The 22,846-nt window shown below is 65.0% G+C and carries 23 protein-coding genes; 10 read left to right on the top strand and 13 right to left on the bottom strand.

Translation table 11 applies throughout. The features are described from left to right. Position 1 precedes the first annotated feature (1 nt). From accC to QTI66_RS33980, 8 genes are all read left to right on the top strand, one after another. On the top strand, positions 2-1,456 hold the full coding sequence (gene accC / locus QTI66_RS34015; protein WP_286564793.1) for an acetyl-CoA carboxylase biotin carboxylase subunit: 1,455 nt from the start codon (positions 2-4) through the stop codon (positions 1,454-1,456). Continuing rightward, on the top strand, positions 1,453-2,910 hold the full coding sequence (locus QTI66_RS34010) for an acetyl-CoA carboxylase biotin carboxylase subunit family protein (protein ID WP_286564792.1): 1,458 nt from the start codon (positions 1,453-1,455) through the stop codon (positions 2,908-2,910). Before accC ends, QTI66_RS34010 begins: the two co-directional genes overlap by 4 nt. Positions 2,911-2,914: 4 nt before the next feature. Further along, a complete protein-coding gene (locus tag QTI66_RS34005; protein ID WP_286564791.1) occupies positions 2,915-4,417 on the top strand; it encodes a carboxylase in 1,503 nt (500 codons plus the stop codon). A 12-nt stretch (positions 4,418-4,429) separates the two neighbouring features. Continuing rightward, a complete protein-coding gene (locus QTI66_RS34000) occupies positions 4,430-4,861 on the top strand; it encodes a Zn-ribbon domain-containing OB-fold protein (protein WP_286564790.1) in 432 nt (143 codons plus the stop codon). A 43-nt stretch (positions 4,862-4,904) separates the two neighbouring features. Next, entirely contained in the window at positions 4,905-6,452 is a 1,548-nt protein-coding gene (locus tag QTI66_RS33995) for an AMP-binding protein (protein ID WP_286564789.1), read from the top strand. Positions 6,453-6,463: 11 nt separating this feature from the next. Next, positions 6,464-7,639: a thiolase C-terminal domain-containing protein gene (locus QTI66_RS33990; protein WP_286564788.1), complete on the top strand. Its 1,176-nt coding sequence runs from the start codon at positions 6,464-6,466 to the stop codon at positions 7,637-7,639. Next, positions 7,636-8,409, top strand: a complete 774-nt coding sequence (locus tag QTI66_RS33985) for an enoyl-CoA hydratase/isomerase family protein (protein ID WP_286564787.1) — start codon at positions 7,636-7,638, stop codon at positions 8,407-8,409. The genes QTI66_RS33990 and QTI66_RS33985 overlap by 4 nt, the downstream gene beginning before the upstream one ends. 134 nt (positions 8,410-8,543) lie before the next feature. Next, on the top strand, positions 8,544-9,227 hold the full coding sequence (locus QTI66_RS33980) for a hypothetical protein (protein WP_286564786.1): 684 nt from the start codon (positions 8,544-8,546) through the stop codon (positions 9,225-9,227). 568 nt (positions 9,228-9,795) lie between these two features. On the opposite strand, the gene QTI66_RS33975 is transcribed toward QTI66_RS33980, so the two are convergent. From QTI66_RS33975 to QTI66_RS33940, 8 genes are all read right to left on the bottom strand, one after another. After that, the gene (locus tag QTI66_RS33975) at positions 9,796-10,212 is read right to left on the bottom strand and encodes a hypothetical protein (RefSeq protein WP_286564785.1); all 417 of its coding nucleotides are present in this window, start codon (positions 10,210-10,212) and stop codon (positions 9,796-9,798) included. 462 nt (positions 10,213-10,674) lie between these two features. Next, complete coding sequence (locus tag QTI66_RS33970; RefSeq protein ID WP_286564784.1) at positions 10,675-10,971, bottom strand: hypothetical protein; 297 nt, start codon at positions 10,969-10,971, stop codon at positions 10,675-10,677. Between the two features lie 130 nt (positions 10,972-11,101). Further along, positions 11,102-11,752 carry a GntR family transcriptional regulator gene (locus tag QTI66_RS33965; RefSeq protein WP_286564783.1) on the bottom strand — a complete coding sequence of 217 codons (651 nt, stop codon included), beginning with the start codon at positions 11,750-11,752 and terminating at the stop codon, positions 11,102-11,104. A gap of 256 nt (positions 11,753-12,008) precedes the next feature. Next, a complete protein-coding gene (locus QTI66_RS33960; protein ID WP_286564782.1) occupies positions 12,009-12,323 on the bottom strand; it encodes a hypothetical protein in 315 nt (104 codons plus the stop codon). A 549-nt stretch (positions 12,324-12,872) separates the two neighbouring features. Beyond that, positions 12,873-13,205, bottom strand: coding sequence for a hypothetical protein (locus tag QTI66_RS33955; protein ID WP_286564781.1), 333 nt, complete (start codon positions 13,203-13,205; stop codon positions 12,873-12,875). Beyond that, positions 13,202-13,399, bottom strand: a complete 198-nt coding sequence (locus QTI66_RS33950; protein WP_286564780.1) for a DUF3606 domain-containing protein — start codon at positions 13,397-13,399, stop codon at positions 13,202-13,204. Before QTI66_RS33950 ends, QTI66_RS33955 begins: the two co-directional genes overlap by 4 nt. A gap of 1,704 nt (positions 13,400-15,103) precedes the next feature. Continuing rightward, complete coding sequence (locus QTI66_RS33945) at positions 15,104-15,394, bottom strand: hypothetical protein (protein ID WP_286564779.1); 291 nt, start codon at positions 15,392-15,394, stop codon at positions 15,104-15,106. Positions 15,395-15,516: 122 nt separating this feature from the next. Then, positions 15,517-16,134 (bottom strand): LexA family protein, encoded by a 618-nt coding sequence (locus QTI66_RS33940; RefSeq protein WP_286564778.1) that lies wholly within the window; start codon positions 16,132-16,134, stop codon positions 15,517-15,519. 102 nt (positions 16,135-16,236) lie between these two features. Between QTI66_RS33940 and QTI66_RS33935 the strand changes: the two genes are divergently transcribed. Next, positions 16,237-16,491, top strand: coding sequence for a hypothetical protein (locus tag QTI66_RS33935; RefSeq protein ID WP_286564777.1), 255 nt, complete (start codon positions 16,237-16,239; stop codon positions 16,489-16,491). A 759-nt stretch (positions 16,492-17,250) separates the two neighbouring features. Here the strand turns inward: QTI66_RS33935 and QTI66_RS33930 are convergent. Then, positions 17,251-17,778 carry an autotransporter domain-containing protein gene (locus tag QTI66_RS33930; RefSeq protein ID WP_286564776.1) on the bottom strand — a complete coding sequence of 176 codons (528 nt, stop codon included), beginning with the start codon at positions 17,776-17,778 and terminating at the stop codon, positions 17,251-17,253. A gap of 598 nt (positions 17,779-18,376) precedes the next feature. Here QTI66_RS33930 and QTI66_RS33925 point away from each other — a divergent pair. Further along, positions 18,377-18,862 carry a SixA phosphatase family protein gene (locus QTI66_RS33925; protein ID WP_286564775.1) on the top strand — a complete coding sequence of 162 codons (486 nt, stop codon included), beginning with the start codon at positions 18,377-18,379 and terminating at the stop codon, positions 18,860-18,862. A 41-nt stretch (positions 18,863-18,903) separates the two neighbouring features. On the opposite strand, the gene QTI66_RS33920 is transcribed toward QTI66_RS33925, so the two are convergent. The 4 genes from QTI66_RS33920 to QTI66_RS33905 form a co-directional block, all read right to left on the bottom strand. Then, the gene (locus tag QTI66_RS33920; RefSeq protein ID WP_286564774.1) at positions 18,904-19,329 is read right to left on the bottom strand and encodes a hypothetical protein; all 426 of its coding nucleotides are present in this window, start codon (positions 19,327-19,329) and stop codon (positions 18,904-18,906) included. Positions 19,330-19,825: 496 nt separating this feature from the next. Beyond that, positions 19,826-21,484 (bottom strand): hybrid sensor histidine kinase/response regulator, encoded by a 1,659-nt coding sequence (locus QTI66_RS33915; RefSeq protein WP_286564773.1) that lies wholly within the window; start codon positions 21,482-21,484, stop codon positions 19,826-19,828. 4 nt (positions 21,485-21,488) lie between these two features. Then, positions 21,489-22,037: a carboxymuconolactone decarboxylase family protein gene (locus tag QTI66_RS33910; RefSeq protein ID WP_286564772.1), complete on the bottom strand. Its 549-nt coding sequence runs from the start codon at positions 22,035-22,037 to the stop codon at positions 21,489-21,491. A 667-nt stretch (positions 22,038-22,704) separates the two neighbouring features. After that, positions 22,705-22,846 (bottom strand): ATP-binding protein (locus QTI66_RS33905; protein ID WP_353506263.1); only part of this gene is annotated, 142 nt, incomplete at its 5' end.

Raw genomic sequence — 22,846 nt, 5'->3', positions numbered from 1 at the left:
CATGAACACGAATGCAACGACCATCCCCGTCGCCAGGCGCGACATCCGCCGTGTCTTCGTCGCCAACCGCGGCGAGATCGCCGTGCGCGTGATCCGCGCCTGCCGCTCCCTCGGCATCGAGGCGGTGGTGGGTGTTTCCGAAGCCGATGTCGACACCCTCGCCGCCAAGCTGGCCGACGAAGTGGTGGTGCTCGGCCCGCCGCCGGCATCGGAAAGCTACCTGCGCGCCGACAAGATCGTCGAGGCGGCGCTGAGCACTGGATGCGACGCGGTGCATCCCGGCTACGGCTTCCTGTCGGAACGCTCTTCCTTCGTGCGCTCCTGCGTCGAAGCGGGCCTGGTGTTCGTCGGTCCTTCCGCCGATTCGATCGACGCCATGGGCGACAAGATCACCGCCGTGGGCCTCGCGCAAAAGGCCGGCGTGCCGCGCGTGCCGGGCACGGGCGCACTGTCCGACGTGGCGCATGCCAAGCGCTCCGGCGCCGAGATCGGCTACCCGGTGCTCATCAAGGCGACAGCCGGCGGCGGTGGACGCGGCATGCGCATCGTCAGCGATGAAAGCGAACTCGAATCGCTGATGAGCTCGGCCGCCAACGAAGCCAAGTCCGCCTTCGGCGACGACACGCTCTACATGGAGAAGTTCATCGAGCACGCGCGCCACATCGAAATCCAGGTGATGGCCGACTCGCACGGCAACGTGGTCTACCTCGGCGAGCGCGAATGCTCCACGCAGCGCCGCCACCAGAAGCTGATCGAGGAAGCGCCCTCCCCGGCCGTCGACCCCGCCATGCGCCAGGCCATGGGCGAATGCGCCGTGAGCCTCACGCGCAACGCCCGCTACTGCGGCGCAGGCACCATCGAATTCGTCGTCGACCAGCGCGACAACAGGTACTTCTTCCTGGAGATGAACACCCGCATCCAGGTCGAGCATCCGGTGACGGAAATGATCACCGGCTTCGACCTGGTGGCCGAGCAGATCCGCGTGGCGGGTGGCCTGCCGCTGTCGTTCACGCAGGCGGACGTCAACCTGCAGGGCCACGCGATCGAATGCCGCATCAACGCCGAAGACCCGGAGCGCAACTTCCTGCCGCGCCCGGGCCTGATCTCGGTGTGGGACGTGCCCTCTGGCGACGGCATCCGCGTCGACTCGCACTGCTATGCGGGCTACACCGTGCCGCCCTACTACGACTCGCTGCTTGGCAAGCTGATCGTGCATGCGGCCACGCGCGAGCAAGCCATCGAGCGCATGCGCCAGGCGCTGTCAGGCTTGAAGGTCGAAGGGCCGACGACGACGGCGTCCTTCCATGACTCGGTGCTTGCGCATGAGGATTTCATCAAGGGCAGCGTGACCACGCGCTGGGTCGAAGAGACCTTCCTGCCCCAGCGCAAGGCCGCGCAGAAGGCTGCGGCACAGGCCGCCAAGCTCGCGCAAGCGACGGCGGAGACGCAACCATGACCGAACGCACGATTCGCTACACCGACGTCAGCCTGACCGATGGCCAGAGCGCGCGCTGGGCCGGCGCGATGACGACACCGATGGCACTGGCCGTCGCCACGAACTTGGCCGCTGCCCAGCCCGCCGCCATCGAGGTGGCCTCCAACGCCACCATGCAGCAATGCGTGGCGCGCGGCGAAAGCCCATGGCAGCGCATCGAGTTGCTGCGCGAGCGCTGCCCCGGCGTCGCGTTGCGCGCATCGCTCTCGCTGCTGACAACGCACGGCAAGCGCGGCGCCGACGTGGTGTCGACCGACATGGCCACGCTTTGGTTGCGCGAACTTTCGCAACGCGGCGTCAACGAAGTCCTCGTGATGGACCCACTGATGCAGATGGAGCGCATCGCGCCAGTGCTGAAGGCAGCGACCGCGCTCGGCCTGACCGCCATCGCGGCACTGCCTTTCAGTGGAGGATCGAACCGCGGTAACGAGGACTACCGTGCCGACGCCAAGGCCCTGGTGGCGGCAGGCGCCAGCCGCGTGATGCTGCGCGACGAAGCGAGCCTGCTGACGACGGACCGCCTGGCGAGCTTGCTGCCGGCACTGCGTACCGCCCTGGGCGACACGCCGCTCGACCTGCACCTGCGCTGCCAGACCGCACTCGGCCCGATGATCGCGCTCGAAGCGGTGCGCATCGGTATCGACGGCCTCGACACGGCCTTCGCGCCGCTGGCCAATGGCCCATCCGCCCCGGCCTTGGGCACGCTGCTCAAATCGCTGCGTTTGCTCAAGACCGGCACGCCAGCCAGCGAACAGCGCCTGCACGCCTTGCGCGAAGCCGACCAGTTGCTCACCGGCATCGCTGACCGCCATGGTTTTGAATCGGGCCGTGCCTGGGTTTTCGACCTCGCGCCCTACACGCATCAATTGCCAGGCGACATCGCCGCGCAGTGCATGCAAAAGCTCACCGCGCTGGGCCTCGCGCACAAGCTGCACGCCTTTGCCAACGAATGCGCACGCATTCGCAACGACGTCGGCGCACCGCCGATGCTGGCACCCTTCGCGCAGCCCATCGCCGAACAGGCCTTGATGCATCTGCAGGGGCTGCCGCGCTACGCTGAACTCCGCCCCGGCGTGCGGCGCGCGCTGCAGCAGGTCTTCGGCGCGGCACCCGCGGGCATCGACGCAAAGCTGGCACGGCGCGTCGGTGCCGTGCCAAAGATGGAAACGCCCTGGATCGAACTGCTGCGCACGGCCCACCCTGCCGCAAGCGACGCTGCGCTGGTGACCGCGCTGGTCTCGGGCGTCGAGCCGGAGGCCCATCCTGCGCCGGCATCGGCCGACGCCCTTCGCTACGTCCCGACAACCCCGACGGATGCACTCATCGCCGGACTCACCGCGCGCGCGGCGCGCTATGCCCAACTCGAGGTCACAGGCCCCGGTGTGGCAGTTCAACTTCAAGGCACGGAGGGCTGAAGCCATGCTCGACCATCTCAAACAACTCGTCGCCGCCGAAACCGCGCGCACCGGCAAGCGCCGCACCATCCACCTGACCGACGACACCCTGCGCGACGGCCAGCAATGCCTGTGGGCCACACGCATGCGCACCGAGCACATGCTGCCCATCGCCGAGCGCATGGACCGCGCCGGCTTTCTGTCGATCCAGGCGATTGCGCTGGTGCAGTTCGACGCGAGCGTGCTGTTCCTGAACCAGGACCCGTTCGAGCGCATCCGCCTGCTGCGCGAACGCATGCCGCGCACGCCCCTGCGCGCCGCCATCCGCAGCAACCTGATGCGCGGCTTCTTCCCGGTGGCCGACGACGTCACCGAGTTGTTCGTCGAGCGGCAGATTGCCAACGGCGTGCGCGACATCGGCATCTTCGATGCGCTGATGTGCTCGGACAACCTCGCGCCCGCCATATCGGTGGCGAAGCGTCACGGCGCCAACATCACCTACCTGCTCGGCTACAACATCGCCCCCGGCTATGACGACGCGTTGTATGCCAGCAAGGCACGCGAGGCGGTCGAGCGTTTCGGCGCGCAGACCGTGACGCTCGCCGACGCGGCCGGCATCCTGACGCTGGAGCGCGTCCGCACGCTGATTCCGGCGATGAAAGCGGCCATCGGCGACCGGGCCAGGCTGGAGTTCAACACCCATTGCCTCACCGGCCTGGGCCCGCTGCTGGCCATCGAGGCCGCCGTGCACGGCGCCGACAGCATCCTCACCGCCGTCGATCCGATGGCCAACGGCAACTCGCTGCCCGCTGCCCAGATGATCGCGCGCAACCTGCGCGAGATCGGCTTCGACGTGAACGTCGACGACGGCCTGCTCGACGAGGTGGGCGAGTACTTCGGCGCCCTCGCCGAGCGTGAAAACCAGCCCGTCGGCGTGCCCGCCGAGTACGAGCCCAGCCACTACATCACGCAGTACGCGGGCGGCGCGATGAGCAATCTCGAGTCGCAACTCAAGCTCGCCGGCATGTCCGACAAGATGCCCGCCGTGCTGGAAGAAATCGGCCGCGTGCGCGTGGAGTTGGGCTCGCCGATCATGGTCACGCCCTACCCCGCCATCGTCGGCGCGCAGGCGGTGATGAACGTGCTCAACGGCGAGCGCTACAAGGTCGTGCCGGACGAGGTCAAGAAATACGTCTGCGGCTACTTCGGCGACCTGCCGCTGCCCGTTGACGGCAACGTGAAAGACAAGGTCATCGCCAACGGCTCGAAGGACGTGTCCGTCAAGCCGCCGATGATCGAGCCGGTGTTGCCGGGCCTGCGCCAGCGCTACAAGAACATCGGCGACGATGAATTGCTGTTGCGCTACATGTACGGCGACGAGAAGATCAACGCCCTGAAGCCGACCGCGACGGACGACACGTACAGCCTGCATCACCCGGTGGTCGACCTCGTGTCCGGCCTGGCGCAATCGAAGCGCAAGTCGCAGGTGCACATGTCGGGCGCCGGCTTCTCGCTGAGCGCGAACTGAAGGAGCACGACCGTGACCGCCACGCTGCAACGCCCGCTTCCCATTCCCACCGCCGAGACCACGCACTACTGGCAGTCGGCCCTCGAAGGCCGCCTCAAGGTGCAGTACTGCCCCGCCTGCCAACGCCACCAGTTCTACCCACGGCGCTTTTGCACCACCTGCCTGACCACCGACATCGAATGGGTGCAGGCCAGCGGCAAGGGACGCGTCTACACCTGGACCGTGTGCCACGTCGCCGCGCACCCCGCATTCGAGTCGCGCGTTCCCTATGCCATCGGCATGATCGAGCTCGACGAGGGCGTGCGCATGCTGGCGGGCATCGTCGGCTCGGACTTCCAGCACCTGGCCGTCGGCGCACCGGTCGAGGTGTGCTTCGAACAGATCAGCGACCAAGCCGCCTTGCCGATGTTCCGGCTCACGGGCGGCGAGTCGCCTGCCGCATGAAGCCCCTTCGCGGCCCACACACATTCAGATATTTGGAGACAACATGATCATCGATTCCTTCGACGCCGGCGCCACGGCGTTTCCCGAGCGCACCTTCGTCCAGGGCGGCGGCATGCAGATGAGCTACAGCCAAGCCGCCGATGCATCGCACGCCGTCGCTGCCGCGCTGGTGCGCGACGTCACGCCCGGCACGCACGTGGCCGTGCTCTCGCCCAACCACCCGATGGTGTTGCCGGCCATGCTCGGCGTGATGCGCAGCGGCGCGGTCTACGTGCCGCTCAATGCGCGCGACCCGATCGAGGACATCATCTGGTTCGCGAAGTTCTGCGAGATCGCGGTGCTGGTCTGCCATTCGCAGTACGCGCCGCATCTGGAGCGGATGAAAGCGGAGATTCCCTCGCTCAAGCGCGTCATCGGCTTGACCGAAGCGCTGGAGGAAGGTGGCGCGTCCATCACGCAATGGCTCAAGGACTTTGCCGGCCAGCGCGTCAACGTGCGCCGCGGCCCCGAGGACATCGCCCTCATCAAGTCGTCGGGCGGCACCACCGGCCGCCCGAAGGCGATCATGCAAAGCCACCGCTCGCTCGAGACGGCCTACCGCATCACCAACCAGTTCACACCGCCGAAGAAAGACCCGGTGCATCTGGTCGTCGCACCGCTCACGCACGCCGCGGGCGCCACCATGGTCGCGCTGGCGCGCTTCGGAACGCGCAACGTGATCGCGGCCTCGGCCGATCCGGGCGTGATCCTGGAGGCGATCGAGCGCGAGCGGGTGACGCACATCTTCCTGCCGCCGACGATGATCTATCGCCTGCTGGCGCATCCCGACGTGGCGACGCGGGATTGCTCCTCGCTCGAATACGTGCTGTACGGCGCGGCGCCGATGTCGGTCGACAAGCTGCTGGAAGGCATCGCGCGCTGGGGCCAGGTGTTCATGCAAAGCTATGGCCAGTCGGAAGTGCCCGGCGTCATCACCTGCCTGTCGCGCAAGGACCATTTCGTGCACCACGACCCTGAGCTCGACAAGCACTTGGCATCGGCCGGCCGCCCGTCGGGCGCCTGCGAAGTGGCGCTGATGGATGACGACGGCAACATCGTCCCGACGGGCGAGCGCGGCGAGATCGTGGCGCGTGGCGACCTCGTGTCGCCGGGCTACTACAACAACCCCGAAGCCACCGAGGCCGCCCGCGCTTTCGGTTGGCACCACACCGGCGACATCGGCGTGTTCGACGACAACGGCTACCTGTACGTGGTCGACCGCAAGAAGGACATGGTGATCTCCGGCGGCTTCAACATCTACCCGAGCGAGATCGAGCAGGTGATCTGGGGCCACCCCGCGGTGCAGGACTGCGCCGTCGTCGGCGTGCCCGATGCGGACTGGGGCGAGCGCCTCACCGCCGTGATCGAGCTCAAGCCGGGCAGCGCCGCAACAGCCGAGGAAATCACCGAGATGTGCAAGCAGCGCTTCGGCAGCCTCAAGACCCCAAAGCAGGTCGAGTTCTGGGAGACGCTGCCGCGCAGCCCCGTCGGCAAGGTGCTGAAGAAGGACGTGCGCGCCCGGCTCACGGCCGCCACCAACGCCACGGCCTGAAGGACGACCGCATGGACCCCAAAGCACTGAGCGGGCGCTACGCGATCGCCGGCATCGGCGAGGCGGGCATGGGCAAGGCCCAGCCAGGCGACACCGCCTTGTCGCTTCAATGCGATGCCGCGCGGCAGGCCATCCTGGACGCGGGCCTCAAGCCTGCTGACATCGACGGCGTGTTCGCGCACTGGGATGACCGGGCGGCTGGCCTGCTGGTCACCGAGTACATGGGCCTCACGCCGAGCTACGTCGACAGCACCGTGGTCGGCGGACAGTCGAACCTCACGCACGTCGCCCACGCCATGGCCGCGATGGAAGCCGGCTTGTGCAACGTGGCGCTCATCACCTACGGCAGCACGCAGCGACTGGACCGCAGCCGCTCGCGCGGCGGCACGATGCAGGACGCCCGCATGCCCAGCGGCCAGTTCGTTATCCCCTACGGCATGCTGAGCCCGATCGGCTTCTATGCGATGCAGGCGCAGTTGCACAAGCATCGCTACGGCACGCGGGCGGAAGACCTGGGCGCAGTCGCGCTGGCTGCGCGGCACTGGGCGCAGCTCAATCCCAACGCGATCGCGCAGGGTCCGCTCACGATGGACGACTACCTCGCCTCGCCGATGGTCGCCGATCCGCTGCGCAAGCTCGACATCTGCCAGGTGACCGACAGCGCCGGCGCCGTCGTGCTGGTGCGCGCCGACCACGCACGCGACCTGCCCCGCCAGCCCGTGCTCGTCCAGGGCTTTGCCGAGCAATACATCCAGCACGCCACGCCTTTCGGCACCGACGACTGGATCGACAACGGCGTGCTCGCCAGGATGGGCCACCTCGCGCTGCAACGCGCCGGCATGACCCGGGACGACATCGACCTCGTGCAGATCTACGACGCCTTCACCATCGGCGTGCTGATTGGCCTGGAGGAACTGGGCTTTTGCGGGCGCGGCGAAAGCGGCGCCTTCGTGCAGGGCGGTCGCATCGCGCCGGGTGGCGCGTTTCCGATGAACACCTCGGGCGGCGGCCTGTCCTTCAACCATGGCGGCATGTTCGGCATGCCATTGATGATCGAGTCGGTACGCCAGTTGCGCGGCGATTGCGGCGACCGCCAGGTCAAAGGCGTTCGCAACTGCCTCATGCAAGCCGGCGGACTCGTGATGTCGGCGTACATGGTGATGGTGCTGGGCACCGATTCACCATGAACGGCAGCCAATGGTCGACCATCCAGCTCACAAAACTGGATCCGCACATTCGTGTCCTCACGATGTGCCGGCCCGATCAACGCAATGCGATCAACGCGGAGATGGCCCGAGAACTGGAGGACTGCCTGATCCATCTGCAGGACGAGCAGGACCTCAGGGCCCTGATCATCACGGGTGAGGGCTCGGCCTTTGGGGCCGGGGCGGACCTCAAGGAACGCGCGATCCTCACGCCGGTGCAAACACAGAACGCGCGCGCTGCCGTACTGGCTTGCATCGAGGTGATCGAGGCGCTGGGGGCTCCGGTGATCGCGATGATCAACGGGCCAGCCATCGCCGGCACCCTCGAGATCGCGTTGGCGTGCGACATTCGCGTGGCCTCGGACCGCGCCGTCTTCGCACTGCCCGAGGTGAGCAAGGTCGGCGCGTTTCCAGGCGCGGGTGGTCCGGTCCGCCTGCCCAGACTGGTGGGTCGCGGACGCGCAAACTTCATGGTGTTGACGGGGCGAAGCTTCTCCGCCCACGAAGCCTTCACCTTCGGCTTGGTGGAAGCCGTGGTGCCGCACGAGCGCCTGATCGATGAAACCTTGTCGATTGCGCGCCAGATCGCTTCCAACGACCCGGAAGGTGTGAGCGCTGCCAAGCAGCTCATCCTCAAGAGCAACGACCTGGACCTGGCGTCGGGCATGGCGCTGTCGCGTTCCCTTCGCGATCCGATGGATGGGTCGCCGGCGGCGGTAGAAGCAGTTCAGGCGTGGCAAAGGACACGATGAGGGGCAAAGCGCGCCACCAGGTTGCCGTTGTTTCCTTGCAGTAGCGTCTCAGGACCGAAGGAAGCACACTGGGCATATGCCGGTTCGCTCCAGGCATCTTCGAATCGCCGGCAAGCACCAGAAGAGGAGTTGTCATGGCTGACGTGATGGAACAAGGGGGAGAGCATGCCGAACCGGTTCGCGAACCGGTGCTGAGTCCCGTGGACCGAATATCGGAAATACTCTTCGGTCTGCTCATGGCGCTCACCTTCGTGGGTGCCGTGTCGGTGGCGGACGCCGGACGGACCGAAATCAAGTCCATGTTTGCCGCAGCACTCGGCTGCAATCTTGCGTGGGGGCTCGTCGATGCGGTGATGTACCTGGTACGCGCCTGGTCGGAACGCGGCCGATCGCTGGCGCTCGCGCACGCGGTGCGCACCGCACCACAAGCGCAAACCGGCCGGGATCTCATCCGCAACGCCCTGTCACGAACCGCCGCCGCCCTGGTCTCACCCGCGGAAATAGAAGCCATCCGCAGTCGGATCGTGGCTTGGCCGTCCTTGCCCGCGCGACCCACGATCAAGCGCCAGGATCTTCTTGCTGCGCTCGGGATTTTCCTGTTGGTGGTCGTGGCCACCTTTCCCGTCGTGCTGCCCTTCGTGCTGACGCAGGATGTCGCATTGGCGAAGCATCTCTCGCGTGGCATCGCGCTCGTGATGCTGTTTCTGTGCGGCCTCGGCCTCGGGCGCTACGCAGGCAACAGAGGATGGAGGGTCGGACTGATGATGGCCGGACTGGGCACGACATTGGTGATTGCGATCATGGCGCTCGGCGGATGAAAACCGCATTGAAAGCGCTGGCGCGCTCAGTATCGCCACCCTGGTCACGAACGCACGGGGGGACGAGGAGGAAGGCGGCCGAGGGCGTCGGGCCTTTGCAGCCACGAAACCCTCCCGGGAGTTCGCTGCCACGGTTTTCCCACCATGGTTCGCGGCGGTTCGAACTGCACCTCGGCCAACTTGGCGGCGCTCGCGGGCCGCTGCATCTGAAGGCTGGTACAACCATGAGTCGGTGGGCATTCGCGCTCTGCTTTGGTGGTTGTAAATTTTCCGGCGGAGAGCAGTTCACCTGGGAGGTGACCCCCTTGCCGGGTGGCGCATGGGGTTCGATCAAGACCCTTTGTGCCGGGGCTGGGGGCCAGCGTCGTCCGGGGGCCGGTCGACTTCCATACTGAAGCCTGGTACGTGCGCGATCGCGACGACCGCAGCAGCAGCTATTTCTATGGAGCGAACTCGGCTACCGGGCTGCGCCCTGGCTTCGCGTAGGACTGGCAGGCCAGCACGAGAGCTTGCGGTGGCGAGCGCAGCGATCTGACGTGGCAACGCGTCACACCTGGAGGGAACTGGCTCAATCCAGGGTCGAGCGACGAGGTCGTCGCCATCTCGTTCGGAGCAGTGTTTTGAGCCAGGTTCGCATCGGTTGAGACCAGTCGAGCCATTGCACATCAAACACATGGAAGTGCCCGGCCGGCCAGTCCAGGAATCGACCCCCGTCGAGCAGGTCCTGTCGCCTCAAGGTGCGCCCCGCCAACTGCGGGAAGGGAACGCACATGAGGCATTGGGATTGCGGCGGCGAATAGTTCACAGCCACGAACATCCACTTGTGCGCAGCCCGTTCCCAGCGGAACGCGATGAAGTGGCCCGACGTCGTGTTGTCGCGCCCGTTCGGAACGCACTGCAACAACGACCAGGTGCCGACGCGAAACATGGGTTCGTGCAGGATTGCCAGCAGACGCGCATGGAACTGCGCGAGCACGTCGTCCACGGGTTCATCCGGGGCGCGCACCCAGTTGGTCGCGGCGAGATACGCGTGCGTCAGCCGCCGAATTGCCCCTGGTGGACGAAGCCAGGCCCAGAGAAAAGCAGGTCAGCACCTCGGAAGCAGTGTGAACTTCGCGCGCGAAGGTCGCAGCCGCCCGGATCGGGTTGTCTTCGTTCCACAGCGCGAGGGCGAAGCACAGCACCTGGTGGTCGTCGCTGATGCCGCCGAGCCATCCTCACCCCATCTGGGTCGTCAGGGGTCATCAGCACGGAGCAAGCTCTTTTCGCGTCCGGGTGCTTCGCAGCGCCTGTCCCTTCGATCGCCAGGCACGCAAGTGCTCCAGCACCCACACCGTGGCCCGTGCGTAGAACGCAACGAAGAGCGCCACGCGTGAGCGATGCGGTGAAGACGTCCTTGCCGCTGCACTGTCCTCGATGGCGGGGCCCGGGAGGATGAACATCGTGATCAGCGCATTGACCCAGTACGAAGGCGTAAACGAAGTGCGCCGGACGCGAAACAACCCGGCACCCGCCCAGACCGTGCCGCGACGAACCACAGCGTCAACATCCACAGGTTTGGCCGCAGCGACAGGCCCATCCACACCGCGGCCGCCATGGCGGCACCCTTCAACGTGGAACCCACCAACTCGCGCCCGGCCGTGCGCGCGCTGGTGGAGCAGGCTTGCTGGCCCAGCGTCACCGATTTCATGATGGCCGCGAGGTAAATGGCCGGGTTCGTGAGCGCCCGTACAAACACGGACATGACCACCAGCGTGGCCCGGTCAGAGGCCGTTGTAGTCGACGTGCAGCCTCACAGGACAGGCGCGCACAGAGCGGCAAGGAGTAGCGCCTTCATGTTCATCTCCACGCAGTTGCGGCGCACCATCGCGCGTTCATGTGGCGCCCGGGCGCGCTTCGAGCTGTTTGACGGCCTCGCGCTTCGAATCCTCGATCAGCTTCTCCGCCGCGCCTGCGGCGGCTTCCACGTCGCCCGATTTCAAGGCCTTCTGCATCGCCCGCCAATTGCGCGCCGACTCCTTGCGCCGGGCGGGAGTGGCAAGGCCAAGCTGGGTATAGCGCAGGGTCTGCCGCGCCAGCGACGACAGGATCTCGGCCATGCGTTCGTTGCTACAGCTTTCGCGCAGCAGGCGGCTCAGGCGGAATGAGGCGTCGAAGTAGGCGGCGGCAGAATCCGGGTCCTGGGCCAGCGCGTCAAGCGCCTTGATGTCCGCATCCATGCGCGTCGCCAGCGCGACCGCTTCCTCAGCGCCGAGCCGGGCGACCATGGCGCCTGAGAGCTTGCGACGAATCTCGAAAATGTCGCCGACCTCCTTGATCGAGAGTTGCGTGACGTGCGCGCCACGATTGGGCAGGATGCGCACGACCGAATCGCTTTCCAGGATTCGCAGGGCTTCGCGAACCGGTCCGCGGCTGACCTCAAACTCCTCGGCCAGCGCCTCCTCGCGGATGCGATCCCCCGGCGCATATTCGCCGCTCGCGATGGCGTTGAAGATGCGCTCCGCGATCTGCTCCGGCAGGGTCATCAGTTGGCGGGCGGGCTTGGCTCGCGTCGGCGCGGCAAGAATCGTTGGTTGTGTCGTCATGTCGAATCGGGCATCTCACACGAAGTGCAGCAGTATTGTCAACAAACCTAATGTAGTCATACCGAATTAGATCACAAGACCTCCCTTCGCGCGCAAGCCTTCGCTGGCGCCGAAGCGGCGAAGAGAATCGGCACCCGCGAAAAGCAGGGTGATGTCGTTGTGGCGCCCGAGTCGACGCTACCCGGGCACGCGGGCTCTACGACAGAGGGATCTCGCGCATGAGGTTGCTACGCACCCACGTGAATGCTCCGGACTGGATGTTGTTCGCTTGCCAGCGGCGAAACTCGGGATCGGTTGACAACGGATCCGAGGCCTTCGCGTACTCCGTCGCGTTCTCGAACTGCACGGTCAGAACATAGTTGCCCAGTTCACCTGCGGCCACGCCCCACAACTGCGGATCGGGCGCACCGTGCTTCTTCCAGAGCGCCGCGCCCGTTTTCAGGGCTTCGATGATGACCCCCAGATCGGCTCCGGGGTTGGGTCGCAGGACATATCGCGCTTCGTAGGCCATGGAGTCTCCTTCGTCACGGCAAGAGCAACCATTGCAGCACCTGTGCGCCCGTGAGGCAATCAAAAACTGCAGCGCAAGGGCCTTCAACTTTGCGCGGACTCCTCAGCCCAATGGACACCAACAAGATTCTTCCGCTCTGGCAAGGGGCTGGGATTTTGCACACCCTGCCTTGAGACCGGTCGTTGAGGGCTACGCGGTCTCACTGCGCATGTTCGCCGCAGTGGCAGGCACTGACCGCAACCGCTGGAGGATGAATGATGAGCGCCGAGCCGAAGACGGCTCCCGCCGGAGCAAAATCATCGCGCGCCGCCGCGTCCAATACGCCATCGAGGTCTTGTTTTGCTCGTTGTGTGCGCGAATGAAGCCGGTCAAAGGCTCACGCCCCAGCAAGACGCATCGCCTTGGGCGGTCCGGACACCGCGAGGACGTCAAGCAGCACGGCCGCGGAGGCGCCTGCACCCGGGCCATTCCACGCGCGAATGCTTCGCACCCGCTGGAACCGGTCTACGCCTGTCAGGTACTCGCGCCGTGCCGACCTGGCGTGTGCGGTCACGTTTCCCCCTCGTGTACTTCCGGCGCAGAAGGCAGCAGCCTCTTTGGGCCCGGACCCCGGTACAGCTTCGTGCGCCATTGGCGGCCCGCTGCTGTGAGTGCCGTGACCACGGCCGGCGGCTGCACCGCCCGCCCCGCCTTGAACACCAGCGCGGGTATCTGTGCCTGGACAAAGCCCGCGGCCGCCAAGTTGCGCAGCACGTCCACAAGCTCCGTGCGCTCGACCTGAACCGGCAGCGGCCGTCCCTCCAGCCACGCAAAAAAGGGCAGCGCCTCGGCAGCCAAGCGCTGGACCCTCACACGCATTTCGCGTTGGGAATTTGGGTTCACCGCCATCCCCTTACGCTTTGTTCGCGCGCAGGTGCTCGCGCACCCTTCTCCGCGCTGTTGCCCACGGCCTTCACCGCCCGCAACTGCGCTTCGGTGCAGCCCGGCGCCCTGGACCAGCTGCGCACTTCATGTTCTTCGCCCAGCGCAATCAGCTTGCGGTCCAGGGCGGTCTTGGTGGGGTCATCCTCTGCCATTGCGTTGTCTCCGTGGTGGTTTGCGGTCCCCAAACTTCGCCGCTTCAGCTTGCTGCGTCTGCGCGTGTATCCGGCATCCGTTTGTAGGCGGACGCCGCTGAATGTGTGCGCTCGCTACCATGCGTTTGAGGGCCCGGTGCTATCAAAGGATGCCGCCGCCACCATGGCCCTTCACGGCCAGTGCGCGCCCCAGCGCCGCCAGCGTGTCGGTCGCGTGTGCTGATGGGGTGCGATGTTTTTCGCTGCCTGCCGGCTCACCAGACGGCGGCCTCAACCTGGCGCACACCTTGCTGTGGGCCGGGATCTCCTGGGCGTCCAGATTGCCAGCGGTGGCTCCGCGTGGGCCGGAAGTTCGCGGAGCACGTGGCCACGGCGTGCCTTGTCGTGTCGGCCTTGCTGGGCCCTGACCCCGGTGGAACTGTAGCGGGCCAGAAGCTGCGCCCGGTCGCGCAGACGTCTCACCGTCCCGCTGACAGCCGGTCAGTGTCGCGCCTTCGATCGTGTGCCCGGGTCTGGCAGCCACCTGCAAAGCCGCCGCCCAAGGTTGCAGACGCAGCTGACATGGAGAGTGCGGAAAAACAGACAGCCGCGACGACGAAAAGAAGGACACGAGGAAAAGAGCCCTCGGACCAATTCCGCTCCGCGCGACGCTTGTTCGGACGTGGTTCCACGCCGGTACCGTCGGCCACCGCGTTCGCAATCCTTCGGCGCCTCACGGGCACCAATCGGCCTCGCAGCGTAAATTCACCAATCGGGAAGAACCACAAAAGTACTAGACATTATGGTCGCCGTCCTGGGACAGGCGGCCGGTCTCCAACATCGTAGGTTGCGTCCAAGAACGTAGAGCTACATGCTGTGACATGCGTCGTCAGCAACAAGGAGACCGACCATGCAAGAGCGTAGCAAGATTCACGTGGGTTTGGACGTCCACAAGGACAGCATCAGCGTCGCCACGGCCGAGCCAGATCGAGCGCCCGGTCGCTTGATCGGCAAGGTTCCGCACGATGTGAGCAAGTTGCTGAAGGTGCTTGCCAAGGTCGGCACCGAAGAGCAAACGAAGTGCCTTGGCGGATTCGTTCGCCCTTGTGACGTCACCTGCAGGCCGAGGTCGGTGCGAATCCTCGATATGCACACCTGTGATGCGTGCAAGTCGTCAACGTAGAGCGCGACGCGCACCCCGGTGTGCACGCCGCACTTGATGCGCGCGCCACGCCAAAAATCCACCTCAACGTGGTTATCTTCTTCAGCCAAGGCCAACGCCCCACCGCCCGTCCATTCACCGCAGCCAACGGGCCTTTTTGAAACACTTGCACGCCATTTCGGACACGGACTCAGTACGCGCCCCTCGAAAGACCGTGGCCATTAGAGGTCGACATCTGTTTCTCGCGCGGGTCTTCGCATCGTCCATTCGTCAACGAAGTCACGCGCCCTGGAATCAAGAGCGTACCGCGCGGTCGTCTCATCCGGACAAGCCGTCGCCAATGTGACCGTGCACTTGTGCTTGCCGTCATCACTGAGGTCTGCAAAACCAAGACACGCCGGGCCGTCGGACGTGACCACGATGTGGACGAGCCACCCCCGGTATTCAAAATCGTCCGACGTCGAGGTCGTAGCAGTCTTGGCAGGCATGGCAGGCATGGGAGGTATCGCTTGACGAGCTGGGATCACCAGCCCTCAATCAATGCAGCCGGATCAACTCAGCGTTCATGGTGCATGCCGACCAGCATCGACCCATCGTCGCGCGTTGGAAGTGGCGCCCTTCTGATGTTGCTCATCGAGTTGGCTCCCGCCAATGCCGTCCACCTCCGCCGTCGGCGGATTGTCGAATGCCGCCCGAAGTGCATCAAGGCCCTCCTGAGCCAACTCAAACGCATCGCGTCGCTCGGAATCCGTTGCAACGGGTGCGCCGTTGGGCGGCCGGATCGCGTTGTGCAAACGTTCGCAGGCAGCTTCCCAAGCCAACATCGCGCGCAGCAGTCTCTGACCATCAGGCATCTCTCGTCCTCCATCAGACTCGAAGGAAGGGACACTCAAATCAAACACGAAATTTCCGATAGAAAATATAGCACTACGTAGCAAATCTATCAGCCAAGCCCCCCATTCGGGACAAGGTTTTCTTAGCGGAATCTCTTGGTGAACTCGCGCACGACGCCGATCACCTTTCCGGTTCCCAGCGGCTTGATCGGGTACCGCGTGTTCAAGGGCTTGAGATAGAACTCGCCGCCATCCCGGACGAGTTGCTTGAACGTCGTCTCATTGCCATGGTTGAGCACAATGACGTAGTCGCCAGGCAGCGCTTCCATTTCAGGCTCGACGATCACGATGGAGCCTGGCGGAAACGAGTCCATGGTCTCGCTGACCATGCTGTCCCCGTGCACCCGCAATGCATAGGTGTGGCGCTTGACCGGGACAGTGACGGGCACCGTGTCGAACTTCCCGACGGGTTTGAAGTTGTCGATCACGGTGTAGTTGCCCGCTTCAACCTCGGAGATGAGCGGCACTTCAGCGCGCACGTCGAATCCCGGGCTGGTGTTGGAACCGCCCGACACCAGCTCCGCGACAGAGATGCCCAGCAGCGCGGCTACACGATGCTGGTTGCTTCGCTTGGGCGCCGTCCCGCCTGGTTTTTCCCATTGCTGTACTGCCCCACGACTGACCCCGACAGCGTCAGCAAACTGTTGTTCACTCATTCCGAGACCGCGGCGCCCTTCCCGGATAAGTCGATGGCTACTCATGGTCTGGAGGCTATGTCCTCGCGGCGATAGAATTTTAATCCTTGACAGGATTTCTGGCGCATATTCGTGTCTTGGCAAGAGGGGATCCGTCGAATGAAAGACATGCATGACGATGTGCTACCCATGGCCGGCGCATCGGCGCGATGGAGCACGAAGGTCGAGCGCGAGACCGTCGGGGAAGGCGCAGCCAGCTATCACGCCGACGTTTTCTGCGACGCGGAATTTCGATGCCGGATCGCGCTGGCAGGAGAGTTTGCCAACGACGCGGATGCAGCCGCTGCGTTGCAGGCGCGAGCGCGCGACTGGATTCTGGAGTACGAGGCGCGGGCTTCAGCAAAACGACAACAATCGCCGTAGCCTCACCTGCACTGCAGTTGAGCGGATTCACCATCACGGAGGCGGACTGGCGATCGGCGGACAAAAAAGCGAAGCACCCGGTCAATGATCACCATGGCAACGAACTAGAACAACCCGTTGGCGCCGGCGCGAGCCGCCGGCGGTCAGGCGTGCCTGATCGTCGACCCGATCAGCTGCTGGGATTTTCCTGATGCGGAAAAGCTCTTGCCGCATGCCTTGTCCATTGCGCCGGGGATTGCGGCCTTCACAAAAGGCGTTGCGCCCGGGTGGGCGTGCCGGTCATCTACGCGATCAACAACCTGGGCCGCTGGCGCTCGGACTGGAAGATGCTCGTTGACCAGTCGGTGGGCTGCGGCAGCGGCGCCTGCGGCGATCGCCAGCCTGTTGCGGCCCGAAACGCAGACTGCTCTCAGTTTCGGCTGGGCTTCCATGCACAAGCGCTACCTGGAACGCGGCGCCATTGCCCTGTTCCGACAAGTGTCTGGAGTTTCAGCAGGCGCGGGATTGCAGCGCCGGGCTTGCGAATACACATGACACGCAGGACCAGAACTCCTGAACTCTCTCCAGATCTTTACATGACAAGTGACACGCGCCTGCGTGCGAGCCTTGGGACGGACCGCAGGGCGTCCGGGTTCGCGGCAAGTCGAATTGTGATGCGACTTCATCGTGAAGCGATGCAGGGGAGTCCTTGCAGTTGGAGGGGCGCCGACGACCGGGACGGCTCGTGGCGGTGGCTTCCCGGTGAATGCGGCGCCATGTTTAACACCGCACCGTGATCCCCTCGGACGCCTGCACCGAAGGCTTGACGCTCGCGTCCCCACCAATGCTCCAGATGTGCCCGACCTCGCCATACAGGCTGGTCGTGGCGGCCAGCGCCAACGTCGCGCCGGCCGCCAGCTCGGCACTGCTGTACCCCGCCGCGCTCGCGATGACGCTTGACCCAGCCGGGCCGTTGAAGGTCACGACGTCGGTGCTGGCGCTGGCGTAGTACAGGTTCACGCGACCATAGGGTTGCAGCCTTCCAGCACCCGTGGCGAGGTCGCCTTTCACGCGCACGCCCGGGCGCGCGATCCAGCCGCTGTCGGTGTCGTAGTGCACCTGTGCGCCGCTCAGCGAAACATCGTCGGGATTGGTGCGCTGGTAGATCAACTGCGCCTGCGGCTCGATGCTCCAGCGCTCGCTCACTGCGAAGAGCTTGCCGGTCTCTATCGAAGCGGCGATCGAGTTCGACTTGCCCGGCACGGGCGCGTTGCCGTCGGGACGCACGGTGTAGCTGCTGGCTGCCACCCTGCAACATGCTGTCGACGTACAAGCCGCTCGCATCGATCCAGGTCGCATAGGCGCCCAGGTAGGCGTGCGTCGCAACTTGTGGGGTCGCTTGAACGCCTTGGCTGTGTGGCCTTGTTTGCCGTAGAAAGCGACACTCGGCACGGCGCCTTCACGGCAACCTGCGCGAGCCAAACTCTGGTGATGGGAAGCGCCGTGGAACAGCGAAGACAAGATGGCGACGGCACCACCGTCCAAGCAACATCAGACCTCGGGCCTGGCATGCCAAGAGGCCGCCATTGGAGTTGTCCCGCGCCATAGTCTGCAAAGTCCTACCGAGGTCAGCTTCTGACATGGGCAGTCAACCGAATGGGAAACCCGAACAGCCGCACCAGTCATGGCATGCCCTTCGCTTTGCGCGGCCAACGGCCGGCGATGGCCAGCCGGCGTAGTCGTCGCCAACATCCGTGGCCGCCTCGACCTTCGCCGACTCGACGCGCAAGGCGTTTTTTGTGCAGTTGCCATTGCTGCACCTGCTACCTTGCTGCCCGCCAGCCCTCAGCCTACTGAATCGGCGGCCTCACGCCGGTATAGACTTGAACGAAATCGAAAGTTGATCGTGAAAAGCTTGTTTCTGGTGCGGCATGCCAAATCGAGTCGCGGCGATGCTTCCTTGCCCGACCGGGAGCGACTGTTGGACGATCGCGGCCGCCAGGACGCGCCCGCGATGGGCAAGCGCCTCAGCAAGCGCGGGGTGAAGCCCGATCTGCTCGTGTCGAGTCCTGCACTGCGCGCGCTGACGACGGCACAACTCATCGCTGACGAGATCGGCTACCAACGCAAGGACATCGTCGTCGATGAACGACTTTACGCCGCCAGTCCGGACAAGCTGCTCGCCGTCGTTCGCGCACTTGATGACAAGCTGGACCGCGTGATGCTCTTCGGCCACAACCCCGAGTTCACTGACCTCGCACACCGGCTGTCGAGCGAGATCACCGACATGCCCACCTGTGCCGTCGCCGAGTTCCGTTTCGACGCACAGGCGTGGGCAGATGTCGGGGTGATTGGGCCGTCGAAGGTCAAGTGGGACGCGCCGAAGATGTAGCTCGCGCCAGTTCGGCGGCCGCAGCAGGAAGCCGTTGACCGTCAGCCTGCGGAATCGTCATCAGGCGGTTCGGCAACCACGGGGCCACGCAGTGCGGCCGATGCGCTGAGCAAGGACTGCAGCGGGTCGGTGTTGCCCGCATCGACCATGGTGATGCCGTAAGCCTCGCGCTCCACGCGCACCAGTTTCTCCAGCATCTCGGTGACCTTCTTCGCACCGTCAATGCGACCAACGGTGGAGATCACCTTCTGGCAGGTCTCGTTGAGCAGATCCCGGCGGTTGCGCCCATTCTCGTCGTTGCCGGACATGTCCATCAACTCCCCCAAGCGGATGAACAGTTCAATACTTGTGGTCTGCGCCTCCAGATCGGCCAGCAAGGCCCGAAACAGCCCCGTGGTGCGTGCAAGGTCGCCGCGCTGGGACCTGCCTACCTTGAAGACCACATCGGCGTTGGCGTCGATGACCACGTGCTCCGGTCGAGGCCGACTAACGCGCGAGGATCAAAGCGTTGCGCACGATTGCAGGCGAGCACGGTGGAGCCGGATCCACCACCCGCGAGCGCGCGGGCAAGGAACACTGGTCGCGCGACCTGGCTGCGAAGATCCAGGCCAGGGCCGACACACTGGTGCGCAGTGCGGCTGTGAGCAGTGACGTGCGCCCCGCCACCCGCGTGAATTCCGAACACGCGCCTCCCTTGCTCGAGACGGATCGCTCGACAGCAGACCTGGACGCATGTCAGGCTCGTGGCCGGGCCCGCTTGTTCCCAAAGCGCGCTGAAAGCTGCCATTGGATACCCAGGCCATAAGCCCGAAGGACGGAGGGACCGCTGCCGGATTCGGGCGCGAACTCCAAGTCGCGGGCCAACTCGGACGTTCACCGCATTGGTGAAGTGTCCGCTGCAATGAGGAGCTGACCTTGGTCGCCCGGCCAGTGCAAAAGAATCGCGACGGTGGCAAGGAATGCTCAACCGTGTGCCATGCATTCAGAAGGCCCCGCGCGAGCGCTCTCAATATTGGCGAGCAACTCGGACAGACTCACGGGTTTCACCAAGTGGGCCGCGAAGCCGCTCTCGGCGGATCGCTTGCGATCGCGCTCCTGGCCGTAGCCTGAGAGCGCGATCATGGCGGGCGCGCCGCAGCCCAGGCGCGTGTGCAACTCCCGGGCCAGCTCATAGCCATCCATGATCTGCAAGCCGATGTCCAGCACTGCGACCTCCGGAGCAAAGGCCATGGCGGAGGCGAGCGCCTCGAGTGGCCCGTAGGCGACGAGCACTTCGTGACCGAAGTCCCTCAGCAACTCGCCCGTCGAGTCAGCGGCATCCTTGTTGTCATCGACCAGCAGGATTCTTCGCGGGATTCGCGGCCCGTCCGCCGGCGCGGACTCGCCCGTCCCGGAAGCTGCCTGCGCAAGTTCCGGTGCGCCAGCGGGCAAAAGCGGCAAAGCGACCCGGAACACGCTGCCACGACCTTCGCCCTCGCTCGACGCCGAGATGGTGCCTCTGTGCAGGTTGACGAGCGCGCGGGACACCCCCAATCCCAACCCCAGGCCGCCGGGCGCTACTTCCTTGCTGCGACCACCCTGTACAAACAGCTCGAAGATGCTGCCAAGGAGTTCCGGGGCGATGCCGATGCCCTCGTCCCGCACTTCCAGCAGTGCTTCGCCAACGCCGCTGCGGAGCAGTAGCTCGACCTGCGCGCCACGGGCACTGTAGGCCGATGCGTTGTTGAGGAGGTTGCAGGCAACTTGCGCCAGGCGCGCCTCGTCGCCATCGACCATGACGGCGAACCCCGGAAGGTCCATCGTCAGATTTTGGCCCTTGCCCAGCATACGGGGCCGAGCCATCTCGGCCGCCTTCGCTGCCACGTCCCGCAGGTCGACCGCCGAGCGGCGCAAGGTGACCTTGCCTGAGGTGACCCGAGACACATCGAGCAAGTCGCCGACGAGGCGATTGAGATGGCGCGCTTGCCGCTCAACGATCTCGACACGCGCCAGCGTCGGGCCCAAGGGGTCGCGACGCACCAGTTCGACGGCAGCAAGGATCGGCGCCAGAGGGTTGCGCAGTTCGTGCCCCAGCATGGCCAGGAAGGTGTCCTTGGCATCATTGGCGGCCCGCGCCTCGTCGCTCGCAGCCCGGTCACGCGCGGCGGCGAGTGTACGGACGGAAGTCAAATGATCGGACTGCTCGATGCGCACGAGGGCCGTTCCCAGGCCGGAGCACACGTGGTGCAAAAAGCGCAAATCGCGATTCGAGTAGGCGCCCGAGCCTTCGATGCATAGCGCACCCAGCGGGCGCGCCACATCTCCCAGGGGATAGGCGAGAGCAAGCAGGGGCTGTCCGGATGCGGCAGGGGAACCCAGTCCCATGGCCCTTTCAGCGAGGCTCCGAATCGGGACGGCGTGATCATCCGGCATGACGGCCAGTCCTTCGTCGCCGGAGCGCATCGAAAGCCAACGAACCGCGCCGCCAATCCGCAACGCAAGCACGCAAACGTCGAAGTCGAAGAGCCAGCGCATCCGCTCGCCAACGACGCGTGCAACAGCGTCGACGTCGACGAGCCCCGCGCATTCGGAGACCAGCTCGAGCGCGAGATTCAGCCGGGTGATCTCGCGCAGCTTGTCCATGGAATCAAGGCCGGCCGAACATCTCGTCAGGCGGCACCGCGGTGGCGTCGGCGACGATGTTCGCGTAAACGGCCAAGGCGGACATCGAGATGAGTTCCATGATCTCCGACTCCCGCAGGCCGTGGGAGCGAAGATGGTCAAAGTCAAACTTGGTAAGGGCCTGCGGGTCGCGGGCGCACTTGATGCCAAATTTGATGATGTCACGTGCTTTGACAGGATCAACGTCTTCAACGTTGGTCGATAGCTTCTCGAGCGTCACCTCGTCGACTCCGAGCATCCGGCAGCACGCAAGGTGGGCGGCTTCGCAATATCGGCACTTGCGGTCGGCCGAGATGGCCGCGAAAACCATCTCCTTCAGGGTGCGTGGAAGCGACCCGCCCACGAGTGTGTTCTGAACGAGCCCCCAGGTTCCGCTCGCAGCGGCCAAGGAGTGGCCTTGGACCATGATGAAGTTCGGCGCGGAGGGAAATCCCATGCGGCGTTGAAAGTCCAGGTAGAGGGCGCGTACCTGTTCGCTGGCCTTTTGGGGTTCGACGATCTCGAGGTGGGACATGATGAAATGAGGCGCGACTTGCTAGCGGGAAGCTGGCGACGCAGGCGCATGATGCGCGGCTTGCTCAGGACATCTCGTGCGAAATGCCAGAACCCTCTCCCGTCCTTCGCCCCTCCCGCCCGCCGTGCATTGGCCACAGCGTCCTTGGAATCTGCGGTGGAGGCGCAGGTATCGGAGGTCGGCGGAGTTGTCCATGGTATGTCCGCTTTGACCGTAGCCCTTGTCTCCAGGGGCGACTTTGTGCTGTAGGCCAATGCTTGCGGCACCGGTACCGCGCGCCAGGAACCCAAGGGTCCCGTGGCCAAGAGGTGCGCGGCAAGCGGCGAGTCAAGCTCGCGCCGCCTACGACTGTTTGCGGCCGGTCAGCAGCATTGACTAAAGGCACCGATAGCAGGCCACATGCTGCGTTTGCCCGGTCCTTCGAGATTGCATTGGCCTGCGATCCGCGTGGCCTCGCAGCTTTCAATTCTTGCATTGCCCGAAGTGGGCCCGGCAGGCGCATTCCCGGGTGCGGGCGGTCCTGTGAGCCTGCCAAAATGGTGGGCATGGCATAGAGCCGGATTGATTGTTCCAGAGGAACTCTGACAGCATCATCGGGACATCTCAGGCCATCACACTGCGCAGGACCGTGGGGTCAAGCAAAAAAAAAGCGTGGCGCAGGCCTGAGTCACTTGAGCGAGTGGCGCGGCAACCGGATGGTGAAAACGCAACCGGTGCCGGGCACGTCCCGAACGGTCAAGGTGCCAAGGTCGGCCTCGATGCTCCTGCGCGCAATGGCAAGGCCCAGGCCCAGGCCCGACTTGTCATGG

Origin of the sequence: Variovorax brevis, assembly GCF_030317105.1 — a bacterium.
Taxonomy (GTDB): domain Bacteria; phylum Pseudomonadota; class Gammaproteobacteria; order Burkholderiales; family Burkholderiaceae_C; genus Variovorax; species Variovorax brevis.
The sequence above is the reverse complement of the archived record's forward strand: the minus strand, read 5'-3'. Positions and strand labels throughout refer to the sequence as shown.